The 18,716-nt window shown below is 43.6% G+C and carries 19 protein-coding genes and 1 pseudogene; 5 read left to right on the top strand and 15 right to left on the bottom strand.

Translation table 11 applies throughout. The features are described from left to right. Positions 1-22: 22 nt before the first annotated feature. The 5 genes from rsmB to priA form a co-directional block, all read right to left on the bottom strand. Positions 23-1,378, bottom strand: coding sequence for a 16S rRNA (cytosine(967)-C(5))-methyltransferase RsmB (rsmB, locus tag UF75_RS04350; protein WP_045573374.1), 1,356 nt, complete (start codon positions 1,376-1,378; stop codon positions 23-25). After that, positions 1,371-2,060 carry a zinc metallopeptidase gene (locus UF75_RS04355; RefSeq protein WP_045573375.1) on the bottom strand — a complete coding sequence of 230 codons (690 nt, stop codon included), beginning with the start codon at positions 2,058-2,060 and terminating at the stop codon, positions 1,371-1,373. Before UF75_RS04355 ends, rsmB begins: the two co-directional genes overlap by 8 nt. A gap of 64 nt (positions 2,061-2,124) precedes the next feature. Further along, positions 2,125-3,063 (bottom strand): methionyl-tRNA formyltransferase, encoded by a 939-nt coding sequence (fmt, locus tag UF75_RS04360; protein ID WP_045573376.1) that lies wholly within the window; start codon positions 3,061-3,063, stop codon positions 2,125-2,127. Between the two features lie 105 nt (positions 3,064-3,168). Beyond that, a complete protein-coding gene (gene def, locus UF75_RS04365) occupies positions 3,169-3,621 on the bottom strand; it encodes a peptide deformylase (RefSeq protein ID WP_045573377.1) in 453 nt (150 codons plus the stop codon). A 102-nt stretch (positions 3,622-3,723) separates the two neighbouring features. Beyond that, positions 3,724-6,018, bottom strand: coding sequence for a primosomal protein N' (gene priA / locus UF75_RS04370; RefSeq protein WP_045573378.1), 2,295 nt, complete (start codon positions 6,016-6,018; stop codon positions 3,724-3,726). A gap of 299 nt (positions 6,019-6,317) precedes the next feature. On the opposite strand from priA, the gene UF75_RS04375 reads away from it, so the two are divergent. Continuing rightward, complete coding sequence (locus UF75_RS04375) at positions 6,318-7,553, top strand: solute carrier family 23 protein (protein WP_045573379.1); 1,236 nt, start codon at positions 6,318-6,320, stop codon at positions 7,551-7,553. Between the two features lie 188 nt (positions 7,554-7,741). On the opposite strand, the gene UF75_RS04380 is transcribed toward UF75_RS04375, so the two are convergent. Next, on the bottom strand, positions 7,742-8,143 hold the full coding sequence (locus UF75_RS04380; RefSeq protein ID WP_045573380.1) for an ACT domain-containing protein: 402 nt from the start codon (positions 8,141-8,143) through the stop codon (positions 7,742-7,744). 3 nt (positions 8,144-8,146) lie between these two features. Beyond that, complete coding sequence (locus UF75_RS04385) at positions 8,147-9,439, bottom strand: phenylacetate--CoA ligase (RefSeq protein WP_045573381.1); 1,293 nt, start codon at positions 9,437-9,439, stop codon at positions 8,147-8,149. A 276-nt stretch (positions 9,440-9,715) separates the two neighbouring features. On the opposite strand from UF75_RS04385, the gene UF75_RS04390 reads away from it, so the two are divergent. The 4 genes from UF75_RS04390 (at position 9,716) to UF75_RS26115 (ending at position 12,462) form a co-directional block, all read left to right on the top strand. Further along, entirely contained in the window at positions 9,716-10,105 is a 390-nt protein-coding gene (locus UF75_RS04390) for a GntR family transcriptional regulator (RefSeq protein ID WP_045573382.1), read from the top strand. Next, positions 10,105-11,007: an ABC transporter ATP-binding protein gene (locus tag UF75_RS04395; RefSeq protein WP_045573383.1), complete on the top strand. Its 903-nt coding sequence runs from the start codon at positions 10,105-10,107 to the stop codon at positions 11,005-11,007. The genes UF75_RS04390 and UF75_RS04395 overlap by 1 nt, the downstream gene beginning before the upstream one ends. Further along, complete coding sequence (locus UF75_RS04400) at positions 10,988-11,725, top strand: hypothetical protein (RefSeq protein ID WP_045573384.1); 738 nt, start codon at positions 10,988-10,990, stop codon at positions 11,723-11,725. Before UF75_RS04395 ends, UF75_RS04400 begins: the two co-directional genes overlap by 20 nt. Positions 11,726-11,841: 116 nt before the next feature. Continuing rightward, the gene (locus UF75_RS26115; RefSeq protein WP_156146219.1) at positions 11,842-12,462 is read left to right on the top strand and encodes a hypothetical protein; all 621 of its coding nucleotides are present in this window, start codon (positions 11,842-11,844) and stop codon (positions 12,460-12,462) included. A 191-nt stretch (positions 12,463-12,653) separates the two neighbouring features. Here the strand turns inward: UF75_RS26115 and metK are convergent, their stop codons facing one another. The 8 genes and pseudogenes from metK to UF75_RS04445 form a co-directional block, all read right to left on the bottom strand. Beyond that, a complete protein-coding gene (gene metK, locus UF75_RS04410; RefSeq protein WP_045573385.1) occupies positions 12,654-13,844 on the bottom strand; it encodes a methionine adenosyltransferase in 1,191 nt (396 codons plus the stop codon). Then, the gene (gene coaBC / locus UF75_RS04415; protein WP_045573386.1) at positions 13,845-15,056 is read right to left on the bottom strand and encodes a bifunctional phosphopantothenoylcysteine decarboxylase/phosphopantothenate--cysteine ligase CoaBC; all 1,212 of its coding nucleotides are present in this window, start codon (positions 15,054-15,056) and stop codon (positions 13,845-13,847) included. A 4-nt stretch (positions 15,057-15,060) separates the two neighbouring features. Beyond that, complete coding sequence (gene rpoZ, locus UF75_RS04420; protein WP_045573387.1) at positions 15,061-15,267, bottom strand: DNA-directed RNA polymerase subunit omega; 207 nt, start codon at positions 15,265-15,267, stop codon at positions 15,061-15,063. Continuing rightward, positions 15,264-15,872: a guanylate kinase gene (gene gmk, locus UF75_RS04425; protein ID WP_045573388.1), complete on the bottom strand. Its 609-nt coding sequence runs from the start codon at positions 15,870-15,872 to the stop codon at positions 15,264-15,266. Before gmk ends, rpoZ begins: the two co-directional genes overlap by 4 nt. Before the next feature lie 9 nt (positions 15,873-15,881). Beyond that, entirely contained in the window at positions 15,882-16,157 is a 276-nt protein-coding gene (locus UF75_RS04430; RefSeq protein ID WP_045573389.1) for a DUF370 domain-containing protein, read from the bottom strand. Between the two features lie 13 nt (positions 16,158-16,170). After that, on the bottom strand, positions 16,171-17,049 hold the full coding sequence (locus UF75_RS04435; RefSeq protein ID WP_045573400.1) for a YicC/YloC family endoribonuclease: 879 nt from the start codon (positions 17,047-17,049) through the stop codon (positions 16,171-16,173). A gap of 223 nt (positions 17,050-17,272) precedes the next feature. Then, positions 17,273-18,128: pseudogene (dapF, locus tag UF75_RS04440) on the bottom strand (diaminopimelate epimerase). Positions 18,129-18,404: 276 nt separating this feature from the next. After that, positions 18,405-18,716 (bottom strand): cation-translocating P-type ATPase C-terminal domain-containing protein (locus UF75_RS04445; protein ID WP_197079320.1); only part of this gene is annotated, 312 nt, incomplete at its 5' end.

Consider the following 18,716-nt stretch of genomic DNA (forward strand, 5'->3'; position numbering starts at 1 on the left):
CTAGCGCCAAGCACTATCCTTTCTAACTAGTACGATGGAATTTTGCTAAGAAAAACCCATCCATTTTATGACGATTCGGTAATAGTTGGAGCATTCCTTTATTTGCTTGTTGAATATCTCTCGGATTCTCCAGAGTAAAGGGCAAGGACTCTAACAAGCCGACCGGTTCAAACTCCGGATGTTCGGCGCGAAACCTCTTGACTAGCTCAAAATTTTCTTCTGGCTCCGTGGTACAGGTTGAGTAAACCAAATCCCCTTCGACATCGACACAAGACGCTGCCCGTTCCAAGATGGCTAATTGAAGGGATGGAAACTCCTTCAGATCTTTTTCCTCCCTCTGCCAACGCAGGTCTGCCCTGCGACGCAGAACGCCCAAACCTGAGCAAGGAACGTCCACCAAAACGCGCTGTTGAGAACCGAGTCTTACCCCGGGCAAATCCCGTGCATCCCCTAACTGAGGTTGGATGATTTTAATTCCCAACCTTTGCGTTAATTGCTGAATGAGATCCAGTTTGTGCGCATGAATATCAAAGGCCAGAATTTCCCCCTGATCCTGCATTAGCTGAGCTATATGAGTCGCCTTCCCACCAGGAGCACTACAAGCATCCAATACACGTTGCCCTGGTTTAGGGCTAAGCACGTGTGCAACAAGTTGTGAGCTCTCATCCTGAACTGTAAATAGCCCCTCCCGGAAACTCTCTAGTCGATCAAGTGCACTAAAATTTTGAATCCTCAAACTCTCCGGGATCCGAGTTCCTAATTCGACGGTGATCCCTTCCTGGATCAAACGATCTCTTAAAGCCTCACGCGAAATCTTCAATGTGTTGGTACGTATCCAAGTATAAGCTGGTTCATTATTGGCTAAACATAAAGCTTCCGTTTCCTCCAGACCCCAGCGTTTTAGCCAACGTTGAATTATCCATTCCGGATGAGAATAACGCACAGAGAGATAGCGAACGGTTTCGCGCTTGGCATCTGGCCAAGGAAACTCCCAAGCAGAACTCATAACTTTCCGCAAGACGACATTGACTAGCCCTGTATACTTAGGGTTACCTTTTGCTAATTCCACACTTTCATTGACTGCAGCGGCTGGAGGAATCTTATCGGCATAAAGCAATTGAAAAGCACCGATCCGCAAAATCGCCCTAATTTCATGCGGAAGCGCAGACATTGGCTTGTTTAAATGTCTTCGCAAGGCATAATCTAACGTAAGTCTATGTTTGAGTGCTCCATTCACCAACAAAGTTACAAATTGTCGATCTCTAGAATCTGGTAGTCTTCCAATATTATTCTGTAACAAGAGATTGGCGTAAGCCCCTTCCACTTCAACACGCGTCAATATCTGTACTGCCATACTTCGAGCTGTCAGGTTAATCATCACTTCTCCCCCGCGCAATGAGAATAAATCTTGCTAACTGAAGGACCGCAGCCAAAGCGGCTGCTACGTAGGTTAGAGCCGCTGCATTTAAGACAGAACGAGCACCACCTATTTCATTTCCTCCGAGCATACCTTTCTCCTGAAGTAGGGACATCGCTCTACCACTGGCATTGTATTCAACAGGCAGAGTAATCAGCTGGAAAATTACAGCAAAGGTAAACGCTAATATCCCTATCTGCAGAAGCCAGTCAAAGCTTGGCATGAATAGCCCTACCATAATCAAAATCGGACCTGCCCCACTGCCAAAGTTAGCAATAGGAACAAAGGATGACCGAAGTTGCATCGGAAAATATCCTGCAGCATGCTGCAAAGCATGACCTGTTTCATGAGCGGCTATCGCCACAGAGGAAAGTGAGCTACCATGATAAACATCCTCACTGAGCCGAATAACCCGTGTACGTGGATCGTAGTGATCGGAAAGTCGCCCTCCAATCGGTTCAACCCGCACATCGTATAATCCGCCACTGTTCAAAAGTTCACGAGCTGCCTGAGCCCCTGTGAGCCCAGTCTCTGAACGGATTTTAGAATACTTTTTGTAAGACGAAGAAATCCGGAATTGAGCAAATAAAGAAAGCAAGATTGCCGGAATTAAGAGAACCATTGTCGCATCCCAAAAAAACATATAACCGCCTCCATATTAAACTTCCCCAACACCCTTTCTTAAAGTGGGGTGCCAAGAGTTTGCTTCAACCAAATTTTTCGCCAGTTTGGCCGTGCCGACCCTTAAAAAAGTCTTTGGCAGACATCCTACGTTTCCCTGCTGGTTGAACTTCCCAAACCCGAAGGATCCCGTCCCCCGTCTGCACTAACAAACCATCTTCGATTACTTGAATAATTTCACCCTGGTCTAATGACTTCGCACCTTTGTCGACCTGAGGATAAAGAGCGCTTCGCCAAATCTTGAGGTTTTCCCCTCTGAAGATCGTGTAGGCCCCCGGCCAAGGATTTAGTCCTCGAATCTGATGATGCAAATCGACCGCGCTACGTGACCAATCTATACGTTCATGTTCACGTTTCAGGAGCGGAGCATAATTTGTTTCACCAGTTTGGGGTATCTGAATTAATTTCTCAAGTTGTAACTTATGCAACGTCTCTATCAGCAATTCTGCACCCAAGGTAGCCAATTGATCATAAATTTCACCCGTTGTCGCTTCATTGGAAACTACAATTTCGCTTTTTAGCAACATGTCCCCCGTATCTAAGCCTTCGTCCATGAGCATGGTCGTCACGCCTGTTAAGGTTTCCCCATTCATTAGTGCCCAATGAATGGGTGCGGCGCCCCGGTATGCAGGAAGTAGAGAAGCATGAACATTAATACACCCTTTTAAAGGGATCTGTAAAATATCCTTGGATAGAATCTGTCCGTAAGCGACGACAATAATACTCTCAGGTGCCAGATCCTTAAGCAATTGAATTCCTTCGGGCGTTTTTATTCTTGCTGGTTGAAAAACAGACAAACCTAATTCCTCAGCAGCAACTTTTACGGGACTAGGTCTTAAGTTCTTTCCTCGTCCAGCCGGTCGATCAGGCTGGGTAAAGACCCCCACAACATCATGTCCTTCTCGCACCAAGGCCCTTAAAGTCGGTACGGAATAATCAGGTGTCCCCATAAAAACTAAGCGCATAACAAACCCCCTTTCTCGATGTTCGAGGCGCGAGGTTCGAGGCTCGAACTAAGTCCGGCATCACTCGCTACCATTGCTTCGCGCATCGTGCCTCGCGCCTCGCACTTAGCTGCGATAAGTTTTCTTAGCCAAATCAATAAATAATATCCCTTCGAGATGATCGATCTCATGTTGTAAAGCACGAGCTAATAAACGGTCGGCATGAATGTCGCACATTTCACCTTGACGATTTAAACCCTGAACACGAATCTTAGCGGCCCTAACTACATCTCCTGTTATATTCGGAATACTAAGGCACCCTTCTTCTGCGACAGCTTCCCCCTCTTTTTCCAAAATGACTGGATTTACGAGTTCCACTATTTGATCATCGACCTTAACGACAATGACCCGCTTGGACACCCCAATTTGAGGAGCAGCTAATCCTACTCCTTCAGCATCATTCATAGTATCAAGCATATTATTGAGAAGTTTTATAATCGACGCATTAACTTCTTTAACCTCTTTCGCCTTTTCACGCAGCACATCCGTCCCTATTTCTACAATCTGATATATAGCCATATTCATGAACCCCTTTCTTTAAACCAGTTTATTCCAGATTCTTATGCTCCCATTTTCTTCTCAATAAGTTCTACTTTTCTGCTCGTTGGGGTTGAGTCCATCCTACATTGATAAAGGATTGACTTCAACGTTTAAAACTATCCCATTGCTCGCTGGGCTTTGAAAAAACCTTTGAATTCCTCGATGCAAAAACGCCCTAAGCAAATCTTGTCGAGTTCCTTTAACCGAAATCTGCCATCTCCATTGATTTTTAAGCCTGGGTAATACAGCTGGAGAAGGCCCTAAAATATCCAACTCAGTATTTCCAAATTCAGGGTCTTGCATTCCTTGCAACAAGCAAGCCCCCAAATCATTCGCCCCTTTGATAACCCGATCTTCTTTGTCATGAAGTAGCAAAACCCGAATGATGTGCGTGTAAGGTGGGTACTTGCGCTCTTTGCGGTAGCCGATTTCCTCCCAGAAGAACCCCTTGTAATCATGATGAGCTGCCCTTACAATGGCATCATCTGTCGGAGAATAGGTCTGAATCACTACCTCACCTGGTTTGACGCTCCGGCCCGCTCGACCTGCAACCTGAGTTAATAATTGGAACGTCCGTTCCCTAGCCCGAAAATCCGGCATATTAAGGGTTTGATCGGCGGCAATGACTCCTACTAACGTGACATTCGGAAAATCAAGGCCTTTAGCCATCATCTGAGTACCTACTAAAATCGAGGCTTCTTGTCGTCGAAATTTCCCTAAAATCTGGTTATGTGCTTCATTAGATCGTGTTGTATCAAAGTCCAAACGCAAAATAGGAACCTCTGGTAATAAACTTTGCAGTTCCTCCTCTACTCGCTGTGTCCCCTGCCCAAAAAAGCGAATATAGCGACTACCGCAATTCGGACAAGCATGCGGAGGAAGTTCATGGTGGTTACAATAATGGCAACGCATGGCTTGCCCCTGGGTATGATAGGTTAAGGAGATATCACAATTTGGACAACTGACCACATACCCACATTCTCGACAAATCACAAAGGTTGAATACCCTCGGCGATTTAAGAAAAGCATGGTTTGCTCGCCCTTTTCCATTCTTTCCTGCAATTTCTGTTGAAGTAAGAGGGAAAACATACTCCGATTTCCAGTTTGTAGTTCCTTGCGCATATCGACAATTTCGACCGGCGGTAAAACACTAGTTCCAATTCGAGAAGACATTGTCAGCATTCGGATTCTGCCTGATTGCGCTGCAGCATAGGCCTCTAGCGAAGGAGTTGCACTCCCCAACAAGACAACCCCTTTTCTCTGTTCCATCCTCTTACGGGCCACGTCACGCGCGTGATATTTAGGATTCTCGTCCTGTTTATAGGCATTGTCATGTTCTTCATCGAGTATGATAAGTCGCAAATTTGGTAAAGGGGCAAACACAGCTGAACGTGCTCCGATCACGATCCGTTTTCGCCCTGCCAAAATATCCTCCCAAGCCTTCATTTTTTCTTTCGGTCGTATACCAGAGTGCATGATAATAACCTGCTCGCCAAATAGGGTTTCGAAATACTGTGCAACTTGAGAAGTCAGAGAAATTTCTGGCACCAAAAGAATGGCATCTCCACCTTGGTCCAAAACTTGGGCAATTAACTCACGGTAAACATCCGTTTTCCCACTGCCTGTCACGCCATGCAGCAAAATTGTCTGAGATGACCCTTCTTCTAGAGCTTTTAATACACTACTCACGGCTGTTGTCTGCTCTAAAGTTAATTTATAAGGTCTTCCACACCTAGAAAAGCAAAGATCATTGACTCGGTTTCCCGGAAGAAGATCATCCTGTTTATCAACTATTTTTTGGGATGACCCTGCTTCATAGGGAGACACAAAACGCGCTTCTTTTTTTATCCAACCTTGTTGAAGTAGTTTGTCAAGTGTCTCACCAGAAATATCTGCTCTCTTTAAGAAGATCTTCAGGGAAATCGCCTTTCTCCTAGCTCTATTTAGCACCGTAATCGCTTGAAAGGCTTCTGGATTTAGCCATTTTTGGGCTTGTACATCTGAATCCTCAATCGAGGCTATGAGAATAACCCATTCATCTATCTTTCCTTTGAGAAGCGGCCATACCGTATGTAAGCTTTGAGCGATTGAACAAATAGTTGTTTGAGCTAACCAATGTGCTAATTCTATGAGTTCTGGTGGAACAAGACTCCCATCATCGACAATCTCACTCACTGGTTTGAGCTTGACATTTTCCAGTCCTTCTGGCAAATCATGGGTGACGTTAACCACGAGTCCTTGCACTTTTCGGTTCTGGAGGAAAACGAGAACTCTCATTCCAATTTTTACACTAAGATTGTCTGGAATAAAATAATGATAACTTTGATCCAGGCGCCGATTAGCTACATCAACCAAAACTTCAGCATAGCGAAACATCCTGACGCCTCCTTATTGAAATTACCCATGCTTTTTATCAAATTTACGCTTACATCACATTTTATCATATTCCTTCCAGTATAAATAATTTAAGCTTAAAGTTTTTAAAACTGATTATCAAGACCCTCTTGTCAAAATAGATCGAATTATGATATGCTCAATGAAGTTAAATCCTTGTACCTTTAAATTAGTCCCGTGAGACTAAGAAGGGACTGGCGAACCATGAATCAACATGGACACCTCTTTCTTGCTTGCGGGCAGGGAAGAGGTTTTTTGTTTAAGAAAGAGGAGGTAATTCTATGTCCGCAGAAGTTCAAATTCATGAGAAACTCCCCCTTGTCAAGGCGATCCCTCTCGGCCTGCAGCACGTTTTTGCAATGTTTGGTGCTACTGTTCTTGTCCCTTTTCTAACTGGTCTTAGCCCATCAGTGGCTCTCCTTTCTTCAGGGATCGGCACCATCATATTTCTTTTACTTACCAAAAGTCGAGTCCCCGCTTATCTCGGTTCATCGTTTGCCTACATCGCAGCCTTGACAACGTTCGTTAAAACGAATCATAATCCTTCCGCAGCTATGGGTGGCGCATTAGCTGTCGGTGTAGTGTATATCATCATCTATCTTCTTATGGCTGCCTTTGGTACCCGCTGGATCCATAAGATTGTTCCCCCAATCGTTGCCGGACCTGTCGTCGCAATTATCGGATTAAGCCTGACCTCAACTGCCGTAGGCATGGCAGCTAAAAATTGGCCGATTGCTGCTTTCACGTTAGCCGTAGCAGCATTGCTCTCAGTTTATGCTAAAGGATTCCTAAAAATTATCCCGATTCTAATGGCTATTGTCGCCGGATATATTCTCGCCTCAATCATGGGCCTTGTCGATTTCAAACCATTCTACGCCTCCTTTAGCCAACTTATTGTCATCCCGATTAAACTTGGAACCGATTTCCAAATGCCAAGCATTGACCAAGTTGCCATTTTGGCTATGGCTCCTCTCGCATTGGTAACGATTATTGAAGATTTAGGACACATGATCGTCCTAGGCAATATAACCCATTCCGACCCAATTGAAAACCCTGGATTTCATCGAGTCCTCTTAGGAAATGGTTTAGCCACCGTTGTCGCGAGCTTCCTTGGCGGTCCTCCAGTAACCACCTATGGCGAGAACATTGGCGTGCTTGCTGTGACAAAGGTATTCAGCACCTTTAATATCTGGATGGCAGCGATCATTGCCATCATCTTAAGCCTATTTAACCCCTTACAAGCCGTAATTATGTCTATTCCTACAGCTGTTATGGGTGGGGTCACCATCCTCCTCTTCGGAATGATCGGTACAACAGGTATACGCACACTTATCGAAGCTAAAGTCGATTTTTCCGAAACGAAAAACCTCATCATAGCCTCCGTAATTTTTGCTCTTGGTATTGGATTGTCTAATCACGGAGTAGCCTGGGCTACCATCGTCGGAATTACTTTGAACCTTGTACTAAAATCGCAACCAGAGCCCGTCAAAATTTCAAACGCAGGGAAGAAAAAGTAACACCCTGGCATTTTGAAAAACGAGATGAGACCTATAAATCCCGGACACAACACTAAAATGCCCTCCCAAGGTAGAATAATCTTCTACTCAGGGAGGGCATTTTAGTAGAAAAATTGTGGAATCTTACTACACAAAAAAGAGCTTTACTAATATCTTAACCAAAAGAGCTTTTCGTTTAGGTTCCTCCCCTACTTCACGGGCAAATTAAGTGTCTGTACGGCCTTCTCCATAATTGCCTTATTCTGTACCCGGAGGACAACCTGGGCTTGCTTATGCTCCATCTCGACGAATGCATACATATACTCGAAAACCACATCCTGCTGGACGAGTTGATTGAGTATCTCGGCAAGTCCACCCGTTCGATCTGGAACCATTAGGACCCAAACTGGCGTTAGGGAAACAACTACTTTTCGTTCTCGTAATTTCTCCGCTGTCACCACAGGGTCATCCACGATAACCCGTAATACTCCATAATCCTTAGTATCTGCTAACGATAAAGCCCTCAAATTTACCTTTAGCTCAGCTAATAGGCTAATTACTTCGGCTAATCGTCCTTTGGCATTTTCCAGAAAAATAGATAATTGTAACACTTTTTACCCCTCCTTATTACGTTTATCAATAACCCGAATGGCCTTGCCCTCACTCCGTGGTATACTCTTAGGTTCAACTAAGCGTATCCGGACCGAGATTCCTAAAATTTCTTCAATTCTTTGATGTAAACGTTGTTGACGGTCTTCCAATTCGCGGACTTCATCAGAGAAGCTCGTTTCATTGACCTCCACTTGGACTTCTAATTGATCTAAATTCCCAGCTCGGTAAACAACCAACAGATAGTGCGGTTCAAAACCACCCGAGGATAAAATTGCCTCTTCAACTTGACTAGGGAAGACATTAACTCCCCGAATAATTAACATATCGTCAACTCGGGCTGAAACTCGATCCATCGTCCATCCAACCTGCCCACAGGAACACTTACCATAATGCAAGGTGGTCAAATCCTTGGTTCGATAGCGCAAAACTGGAAAACCCTGTTTTTCCAAGCTAGTAATCACTAGTTCTCCTTGTTCTCCAACAGCGAGTGGATTTCCTTCTCCATCTAAGATTTCTGGATAAAAGTGCTCGTCAATATGTAATCCATTTTGAGCTGGGCATTCTAAAGCAACACCCGGTCCCATGATTTCGCTAAGTCCATAAATATCATAAGCTTTGATACCCAAGCGCGCTTCGATTTGTTCTCTCATGCCTTCTGTCCAAGGCTCTGCACCAAAGACCCCGATTTTTAACTTTAGCTCATCTCTGGAAATCCCCGATTCTTCCAGACTTTCTGCTAAATATAAAGCATAAGAAGGGGTGCAAGCCAAGACGGTTGTGCCGAAATCCCGCATCAGCATGAGTTGACGAGCGGTATTTCCACCAGAAATGGGTACCACTATAGCGCCCAATTCCTCGCAACCGTAGTGTAGTCCCATACCGCCTGTAAATAAGCCGTATCCGTATGCGACTTGGACAACATCTTTTCTAGTTACACCGATTCGTCGAAGTTCATTAGCGACAATCTTAGCCCATAGGGAAATGTCCTGGCTAGTATACCCAACAACAGTTGGCTTACCAGTTGTTCCTGATGAGGCATGAAGACGCACGATATTTTCCATCGGTTCGGCAAAAAGGCCAAATGGATAATTTCTTCGTAAATCCTCTTTGGTTGTTAAGGGAAGTCTCTGAAAGTCACTGAGTGACTTAATATCCTCTGCTTGAGTTATTCCTATCGCACCATAGCTTTCTTGATAATGGGGTATTGGTAAAACTCGATCCACCGTTTTTCGAAGACCCTTCAGCCATTGTTCCTCTGTCCGATCTGTTTCCTTAGCTTTATCTACTATATCCATTATCCCATCCCCTACTTACATAAAATTTCTACGGTTGTGTTCCTGTAACACAATGCATTCAAAGGACAATTATATGATCTAATATACTACAGTTTTGGTTATCATACTACTTATTTATCCTCTTTGCCAAGGATACTTGAGGGGGGTTTTATCCATGCAGCCATCCAGAATAGGGCATTGGTTGTAAAAAATATGTTTACAATCAGGAGATTAACTCTTATAATAATAGTACATTACATCACTAATGTACTAACTTAGATTGATGATCAGGAGGTGATGCTTGTGATACTAAATACCGATAGTATGAAACCGATCTATGTACAGATTGCCGAATGGCTTGAGGGAGAAATACTTTCTGAAAACATTAAAGCAGAGGAACGAATTTATTCCCAATATCAGCTAGCCGAAATGTTTACGATCAACCCCGCTACAGCTTCTAAAGGGCTGAATATTTTAGCGGACCAGGCCATTGTATATAAAAAACGTGGACTGGGTATGTTTGTGTCCCCAAATGCAAAGCAGTTTATTCTATCTAAGCGCAGAGGGCAAATTTTAGGGCAAATGATTAAAGAGTTAGTTATGGAGGCAAATCGGCTAGATGTAAGTGAGAGTGAGCTTAATAAGATGATCGAAAACGTAAGAAAAGAAAATGAGGAGGAAACATGATGGGTGTCATTCAATGCGAGGATCTGACAAAATTCTACGGTAAGATTAAAGCCATCGATCACTTATCGTTTAAAATAGAAGAAAATAAAATTACCGGCCTAATCGGTAGAAATGGTTCAGGTAAAACTACCTTGTTAAAGATGATTGCTGGGTATTTAAAGCCTACAAGTGGCGAACTCAATGTTTTTTCGGGAAAGCCATTTAATAGCCTAGCTGTTTCTGCAAATTCAATATTTATAGATGACACTATGACATTTCCAGATTCGTTGACACTTAGCGATATATTAACAGAAGTGGCTCCCTTTTATGCAAATTGGAATAGTAGCCTAGCAAACGGTTTATTTGATTATTATTCATTTAACCCACAACAGCCGCACAGTAATTTATCCAAAGGAACAAAAAGCACCTTCAATAGCATTCTTGGGATAGCCTCACGCTGTCCACTTACGATCTTGGATGAGCCAACAACTGGCATGGATTCGGCTGTGAGAAAAGACTTTTATAGAGCATTGCTTAAAGATTATCTTGAATACCCCCGAACGATCATCATTTCAAGTCATTTGTTAAGTGAAATCGAGGAACTATTAGAGGATATCCTTTTGATCAATCAAGGAGCAAAGTGCTTACATCTCTCAGTCATGGAATTAAAGGAATTGGCAGTTGGTATAAGAGGGAATGCACAAGTAGTACTTAGTTTTGTAGAAGGTAAGGAAATTCTCTATCAAGAAGACTTTACCAAAGGCAGCTTATATGTTGTCATAAGAAGGAATTTAATCGAACAACAGTTTGAACTAATAAAACAAAGTGGACTAGAACTATTCCCGGTTTCAACGGATGATCTATGTATTTATTTAACGGCAAACACTAAAGGGGGTATTGGCGATGTCTTCAGCAGAGGTTAACCTTCTCACAGCCTCGGTAAAGCAATATCATTACAAGCTTAAAGCCTATACAGGCTTGGTCAATAGGCTAATCATAGCCCAGATGCTCGCTTTAGTTTTCTCTTATGTTGGAGCTACTGGAATGATGTCCTCCGGTAATGACGAGTTAACCGTTACTGTGAGTACTTATTCTGCTAGTATGGTGATAGTATTTTCGATATTCTGGATAATAACTATTGCCATAACGTTAACCACAAAACAGTATAAAAAAATAGAACTTCCTCTTGTCGGGACCAGAATCTCCGGGAATCTTTCCGACGTAGGATTTTTGCTGACTGCCAGTGTTTATGCGGGTATGACATCATCTCTTTTTGGTGTATTGCTTAGGATTATCATGTATTTCACGTCTGACAGTTCAAAAATCGTTTTTGATGAATTTTCTTTAGCTTTTCCCGATCTTTTGTTGGGCATGGTGGTTGCCATATTATATATGGCCTTAATCTCGGCGATGGCTTATTGTACAGGTGTCTTGGCTCAGGTGAATATGGCTTTTGTAATCATTATTCCTGTCCTAATCTTTGGATCACTAAAAGTCTATACTAATTTTATGCAGTCTGTTTTTAAGTTTTATGTTGGAGAAACTTTCTTGCCATTGTTTGCCCTCAAAATTTTATTTACATCCCTAATTTTATTTGGCATTAGTTTATTACTATCCAACAGAATGGAGGTCAACAGATGAGAACATCTCTAGTATTTTCACAACTGTTACTCCTTATAGTTTTAGCGATTATCTTCATCTTTCCGAAAATAAGACAGAAAGTTAGTGTCTATATATCATGGAAAGGCAATTTTATCGTGGCGGGTTTATATCTTGGGCTTTTAATCATCTTGGTCCCAACATTATACATGCTTCCCGATAAAAGCTTTGTTAAGCTAATGGACGACAAGGATCAAGCAATCGTGCTCTCTCAAGACGCAATCAGTAGTATGTATCAGCATTTACCTCTTGCAGTAAATTTAGATACTCAACAAGGGATATACAGACTGAGTAGCCAAACATTTAAAGTAGATACGAAGCAATTATCATTTAACATTGACGGAGCCATTAATTCTGGAAACCATCAAATTTTCGTCGAACGAAAGGACGTTGATGACGGGGAAATCGAAGTTTCTACTTATGAAGCAACCCAATTAGTAGGAGGTATTGATTTTACCAAGCTAATTTTACCTCTTACGGTTTCATATCAAAATGGCACATTGTCTTTTAGGTCAGCTGGACGCCAGACGTTTGACTTCAGACAATTTAATCCTGACTTTACAGTAAATCAATTTAAAGGGCAAACTTTTTGGGACCTTAATAGAGGATCGTCAATTTTTAGCGGGCAGATTATTTATTTACGTGTTCCCAAAAGTCTGGAAATTGACCAAGGGAAGTACAATGATTATATTCGAATGCTTAATGGCGAAACCCCTTAATATTAAGGTCAGTCCTAAACTTGTTGGTGTTGTTTTCACATCCCCACTTTTGCTTCAATAACAAACAAAGCAAAAAGCGTCCCACTCCACTTTGATAGTGAAATGGGACGCTTTTTGATTGTTGTAACCACTTAGGATTTTGGGGACTGAGTTTTCAGGACAGCCCCTCCTTCCAAAATTTTAATTAAACGTTACAGTCCTGCTAGTTTACGCAAAGCTTCGGCCTTGTCCGTTCTTTCCCAGGGCAGGTCGAGGTCTGTTCTTCCGAAATGCCCATAGGCTGCTGTTTGATGATAGATGGGCCGACGGAGATCCAAAGCTTTGATAATACCTGCTGGTCGTAAGTCAAAGGTTTGCATGACCAACTCTACAATCTTATCATTAGGCAGTTTACCGGTTCCAAACGTCTCGATAGAGACAGATACCGGTCGGGCCACACCGATCGCGTAAGCGATTTGTAGCTCACAGCGGTCTGCCAATCCAGCAGCCACAACATTTTTAGCCACGTATCGTGCAGCATAAGCAGCTGAACGATCAACCTTTGTGGGGTCTTTACCAGAAAAAGCACCGCCGCCATGACGTGCCATTCCGCCATAAGTGTCTACAATAATTTTACGTCCCGTTAGCCCACAGTCCCCTTGAGGACCACCAATCACAAACCGCCCCGTTGGGTTGATATAATATTTGGTATCTTCATCAAGAAGTTCTTTAGGAACCGTCGGGTACACAACATATTGTAGTAAATCGCGACGTATTTGCTCTTGGGTCACATCTGGATGATGCTGAGTGGAGATCACGATAGTATCTACCCTAATTGGTTTGTCATCCTCGTATTCTACAGTCACTTGGGTCTTCCCGTCCGGACGCAAATAGTTCAGATGGTTCGATTTCCGCATTTCACTAAGCCGACGTGCCAAACGGTGAGCTAAATCAATCGGAACTGGCATGAAGCTTTCCGTTTCGTTCGTCGCATAGCCGAACATCATTCCTTGGTCACCGGCCCCGATCGCTTCAATATCACTATCACTCATATCCCCAGTTTTCGCTTCCAAAGCCCGATCTACGCCCAGAGCGATATCCGCAGATTGTTCTCCGATGGAGGTTAATACAGCACAGGTATCAGCGTCAAATCCATATTTGGCACGGGTATACCCTACTTTCCGGATTGTCTCTCTTACAACATGTGGAATATCCACATAACACGAGGTGGTTATTTCGCCGCTGACTAGAACTAATCCTGTCGTTACAGTTGTTTCGCAAGCCACACGAGCATTGGGATCTAAGGCAAAAATCGCGTCCAGAATGGCATCGGATATTTGGTCACAGATCTTATCCGGATGCCCTTCTGTTACAGACTCTGATGTAAATAATCGTTTAGCCAATTAGTTCACTCCTTTATTTACGCCGAGGAGGTTGGCAATCTCATGAACGAGATTCCGTGCAACCTCCAGTTTGCTCATTTGAGGAAAATCTATTCTTCTTCCATCCGGAAAGAGAAAACTAACAATATTTGTTGGGCTGCCAAAGCCAGCTCCCTGTTTGGTTACATCATTGGCAACCAAAAGGTTGACGTTCTTTCTGAGCATTTTCCCTTGAGCATTAGCCATCAAATTCTCCGTCTCCGCCGCAAATCCAATTAGAATTTGAGATGTCTTTTGACGTCCAAGTTCTGCCAAGATATCTGGGTTAGGAACTAATTCAAGGGTGAGATTTGTCCCATCCTTTTTAATCTTTTGCTCTGCCAAAACCGCTGGTCGGTAGTCTGCTACAGCAGCAGCCTTGATCACAACATCGACCTCCGAGAAACGTTCCAAGACTGCATCGTACATTTCCAGAGCAGTCTGCACTGCTATCCGTGTCACTCCCTGTGGAGTTGGCAGATCTGCGGGTGCACTTACGAGGATCGTTTCTGCACCCGCCTCTTGTAACACCTGAGCTATAGCATACCCCATTCGTCCAGAACTCCGATTACCCAAATAGCGAACCGGATCAAGCGGTTCTTGAGTTCCTCCAGCCGTCACAAGGACTTTTTTCCCCTTCAACCCTTCCACCCTAGAGAAAAATAATGAAAGCGTCTCTAAGATCTCAGCTGCTTCACTCATGCGACCAACCCCTTCGGTACCACACGCTTGAAAGCCAGTACTTGGGCCTATAAGCTTTATCCCACGCTCTCTGAGCTGTGTCAGGTTAGCCTGAGTCGCTGGATGCAGATACATGGCTTCGTTCATGGCTGGTGCTACAAAGATGGGGGCACGCGTTGCCAATAGAACGGTTGACAGAAAATCATCAGCCAAGCCAATCGTCATTTTGGCTAATATATTGGCTGTGGCCGGAGCAATTATGACTGCATCGATATGCTGCGCTAAAGCGATGTGCTCTACATTCCAATGTTTAGGTTCTTCAAACATGTCTACATACACTGGATTTGCCGAAAGGCTCCGTAGTGTAAGAGGAGTTATAAATTCTGTCGCAGATTTAGTCATCGCGACATGGACTTCAGCGTTCAGTTTGCGTAAACGGCTAACGACTTCAGCCGCTTTGTAAGCCGCAATTCCACCGGTGACCCCGACAAGGATTTTTCTCCCACTAAACATGATATTACACGCTCTCTTCAGGTGTACATTCGTAGGCAAATTTTGAATGGGAAATCTCCTCAAGCGAAATACTCACAGGCTTTACACCCTTAGCTAAATCTTCATGCTTAGCTTCTTCCATAATCGTTCGTGCTCTCTTGGCAACCACGATGACTAACGTATACTTGCTATCCACTTTACCCATAAGCACATCTAATGAAGGTTGTTTCATTTAGCTTCCCCCTTAAAAACAAACGGTTTTCGTTTAACTCGGCATTTTTCAGCGATCAGAATACTCTTTAGTTTATCGACAGCCACAGGAACTTCATCATTAATAACAACGTAATCATATTCACTCACATATTCCAGTTCCTGTATTGCAGTGGCTAATCGTTTCTGAATAACTTCCTCAGTCTCAGTTCCCCGTTTGTAAATTCGCTCAGCGAGAACATCCATAGAAGGCGGAACAATAAAGGTAAAAACTCCTTGCGGAAAGCGCTTTTTGACTTGTAAGGCACCTTGAATTTCAATTTCTAAAATAACATCCTGCCCTGCTTGGATCGCTTGTTCAACCGCAAATCGTGGTGTTCCGTAATAATTATCGCAAAACGAAGCCCACTCTAATAATTCATCACCAGCGATCATGGCCTCAACTTCTGTCCGTGTGCGAAAAAAATAATGAATTCCTTCCACTTCACCGGGCCGAGGCGGCCTCGTCGTCATAGAGACAGAATATTTTAAATTAGGTATCTGGCGAAGCAATTCTTGGCAAAGCGTCCCCTTTCCCGCTCCGGAAGGACCTGAAAGTATAATTAATAGTCCATGACTTTGTTCCACACTACACCCCTAATCCGCTGGGTCTTCAGCATGGGTACTTGACTCTTTCGAGGAAAGACGGTGAGCCACCGTTTCAGGTTGGACAGCCGAAAGAATAACGTGATGACTATCGCAGATAATCACTGCTCGTGTACGACGACCATAAGTAGCATCGATCAGCATCCCTGCATCCCGCGCTTCTTGAATAATACGTTTAATAGGGGCGGATTCCGGACTGACAATCGATATAATTCGATTGGCAGAGACAATATTGCCGAACCCAATATTAATGAGCTTAATGTCCAAGTTGAATCCTCCATTACTCTAGATTTTGGACTTGTTCGCGGATCTTTTCTAATTCACTTTTGACGCTAACCACCTGTTGGCCGATCTTCAAATCGTTTGCCTTTGAACCGATGGTATTGATTTCACGGTTCATTTCCTGAAGTAGAAAATCAAGTTTACGTCCGACTGGATCGTGACTTCGCAAAGCTTCCCGACCTTGAGCTAAGTGGCTGTCAAAACGGACCAACTCTTCCGTGATCGAGGCGCGATCCGCAAAATATAAAACTTCGCTTGCTAATCGAGCTTCCTCCAATTCAACCTCGCCTAAGATCGTCTGCAGGCGCTCATGAAGGCGTTCTTGATAGTCTGTTACGACATATGGCGCGCGCTCAGCAATCGTCTGCAGGTGCTCGCTGATCAGATCGAGCCTTTCGAGTAGATCAACGGTCAACTTTCCTCCTTCAGTCTGGCGCATTTGCCCAAAACCTTCAGAAGCCTTTAAAAGGGCTTCGGCACATACACCCCATAAAGTATCAAGATCGATGACAGGCTCCTCAACTGTGAGAACGTCTGGTAATGAGACTAGACGGTAAATATCCGTTTCATACGCTGTATGTAGAGCAAGGGCTAGATCCTTCAATGTCTTATCATACGACAGCGCCAAATCATTGTCAACCTTCGCCAATCTCTTTCGTCCTTCTGTTTCCACCACATTAAGGTACACTTCAATTCGTCCGCGTTGGTACTTTTCTTGAAGTATTTTCCGGATCCGTTCCTCAAAGCTGCTAAAGTTACGCGGTGCCCGGACCACAATTTCTAAAAAACGATGGTTCACAGATTTTAGTTCAATCGCTACTTGATAGCCACTTCCAATAGCCTCTCCACGCCCAAAACCAGTCATACTATTTGCCATATGCCACCTGGCGAATAATTCAAACCAGGTCATTCACCCCCTACTTCATGAATCACACTATCTTTAATATCAACCGAAAAACTTCTTACTATAAATAGTATACCAGATTAGATGTATAACCTAAAACCTTGGGTGCCGTCATAAATGGCAAAAAGGGAGCTCAGCAAAACTAACGTTCGCTAAACTCCCTTCTTGTCACAAAATCTTACTATCTTCTGTTAATTTAAGATCTGGCCTTTGGCTCCAACCATTCTCCCTTAAACACATACGTCGCGGGTCCAGTCATATAGATGTGATTATCTGTTTCCCATTCTATGAATAAATCTCCGCCAGGTAAATGAACCGTTACTGCGCGCTCTGTCTTTCGATTGAGCACAGCTGCAACTACAGAGGCACAAGCGCCAGTCCCACAAGCCAGTGTCGGCCCAGCACCCCGTTCCCAAACTTTCATGGTCAAATCCTTCGGCGAATTGACCTTTATAAACTCAACATTGGTTTTACGGGGAAACAAAAAATGCTTTTTCAATCGCCGGGCCAAGCCGCTCAAAATCCAGCCTAGCGTAATCCTCTACAAAGATAACACAATGCGGGTTCCCCATGGAAACGGCAGTATATTGGAACGTTTCTTCTAACACTTCAAGCGTCTCTCCCACCACGGGTTCCCCTTTTCCCAAAACAGGAATCAGGTCGGCCTTCAAAATAGGCTCTCCCATATCGACTCGCACCCCTTGAACCTCACCCTCTATTATCTTTAGCTGAATCGGCAAGACCCCGGCCAGAGTTTCAACATGCATGGGGTTATGTTTTACAATCCCTTGATCGTAGACATATCTTGCGAAGCATCGGATGCCATTGCCGCACATTTCAGGCTCAGATCCGTCTGAATTAATGATCCGCATTCGGGCATCCGCGATTTTCGAGGGCAGAATGACGATTAGTCCATCCCCACCTATACCAAATTGCCGGTGGCAGAGCTTCTTAGCTAACTCAGGGTAATCCATATCTCCCTCCGGTGTAACAGAAAAATGGTCTAAGAAAACAAAATCATTCCCAAGACCATGCATTTTAATGAAGTCCATTGTGTTCCCCCCAAAATCGATGTTCGAGATTCGAATATCGAATATCACTCGTTAAGCCCTTGAATAGTTAACCTTATACTTATGATAAAGTCCCTTATCATAAACAAAGTTTAATTTATTCTACGCATTATCTCCTTAAAAGAATACTACGCAAAATGAAGTGGGTCAACCATTTGAAGCAAGTATACACAAGGAGGGAAGAAGATATACAGTATACGATGCTCGATGTTCGAATTTCCGACTTCGAACCTCGAACCCCGAACTTCGAACCTCGAATCATCCCTTGGCTATCATTGTTTTTGCTTGCCAACTATTCTTTAGTAACCGTACAAATCCAATTAAGATGGACGGGCCACCTGCCACACACAGGATAAAAATCCATTGCCAACTAACTAAGGGAGCAGTCTTAAAGATCGCCTGTAACGGAGGTAGATAAATGACGCTGAGCTGCATGATCGTGGAGATTAGTACCGCTCCGACAAGATAGGGATTTGAGAAGAGGCCCACTTCGAAAATACTGCGTTCCTCTGATCGGCAATCAAAGACATGGAACAACTGGGAAAACACTAGCGTCGTAAAAGCCATCGT

The organism is Desulfosporosinus sp. I2, assembly GCF_000960765.1.
Classification (GTDB): Bacteria; Bacillota; Desulfitobacteriia; order Desulfitobacteriales; family Desulfitobacteriaceae; genus Desulfosporosinus.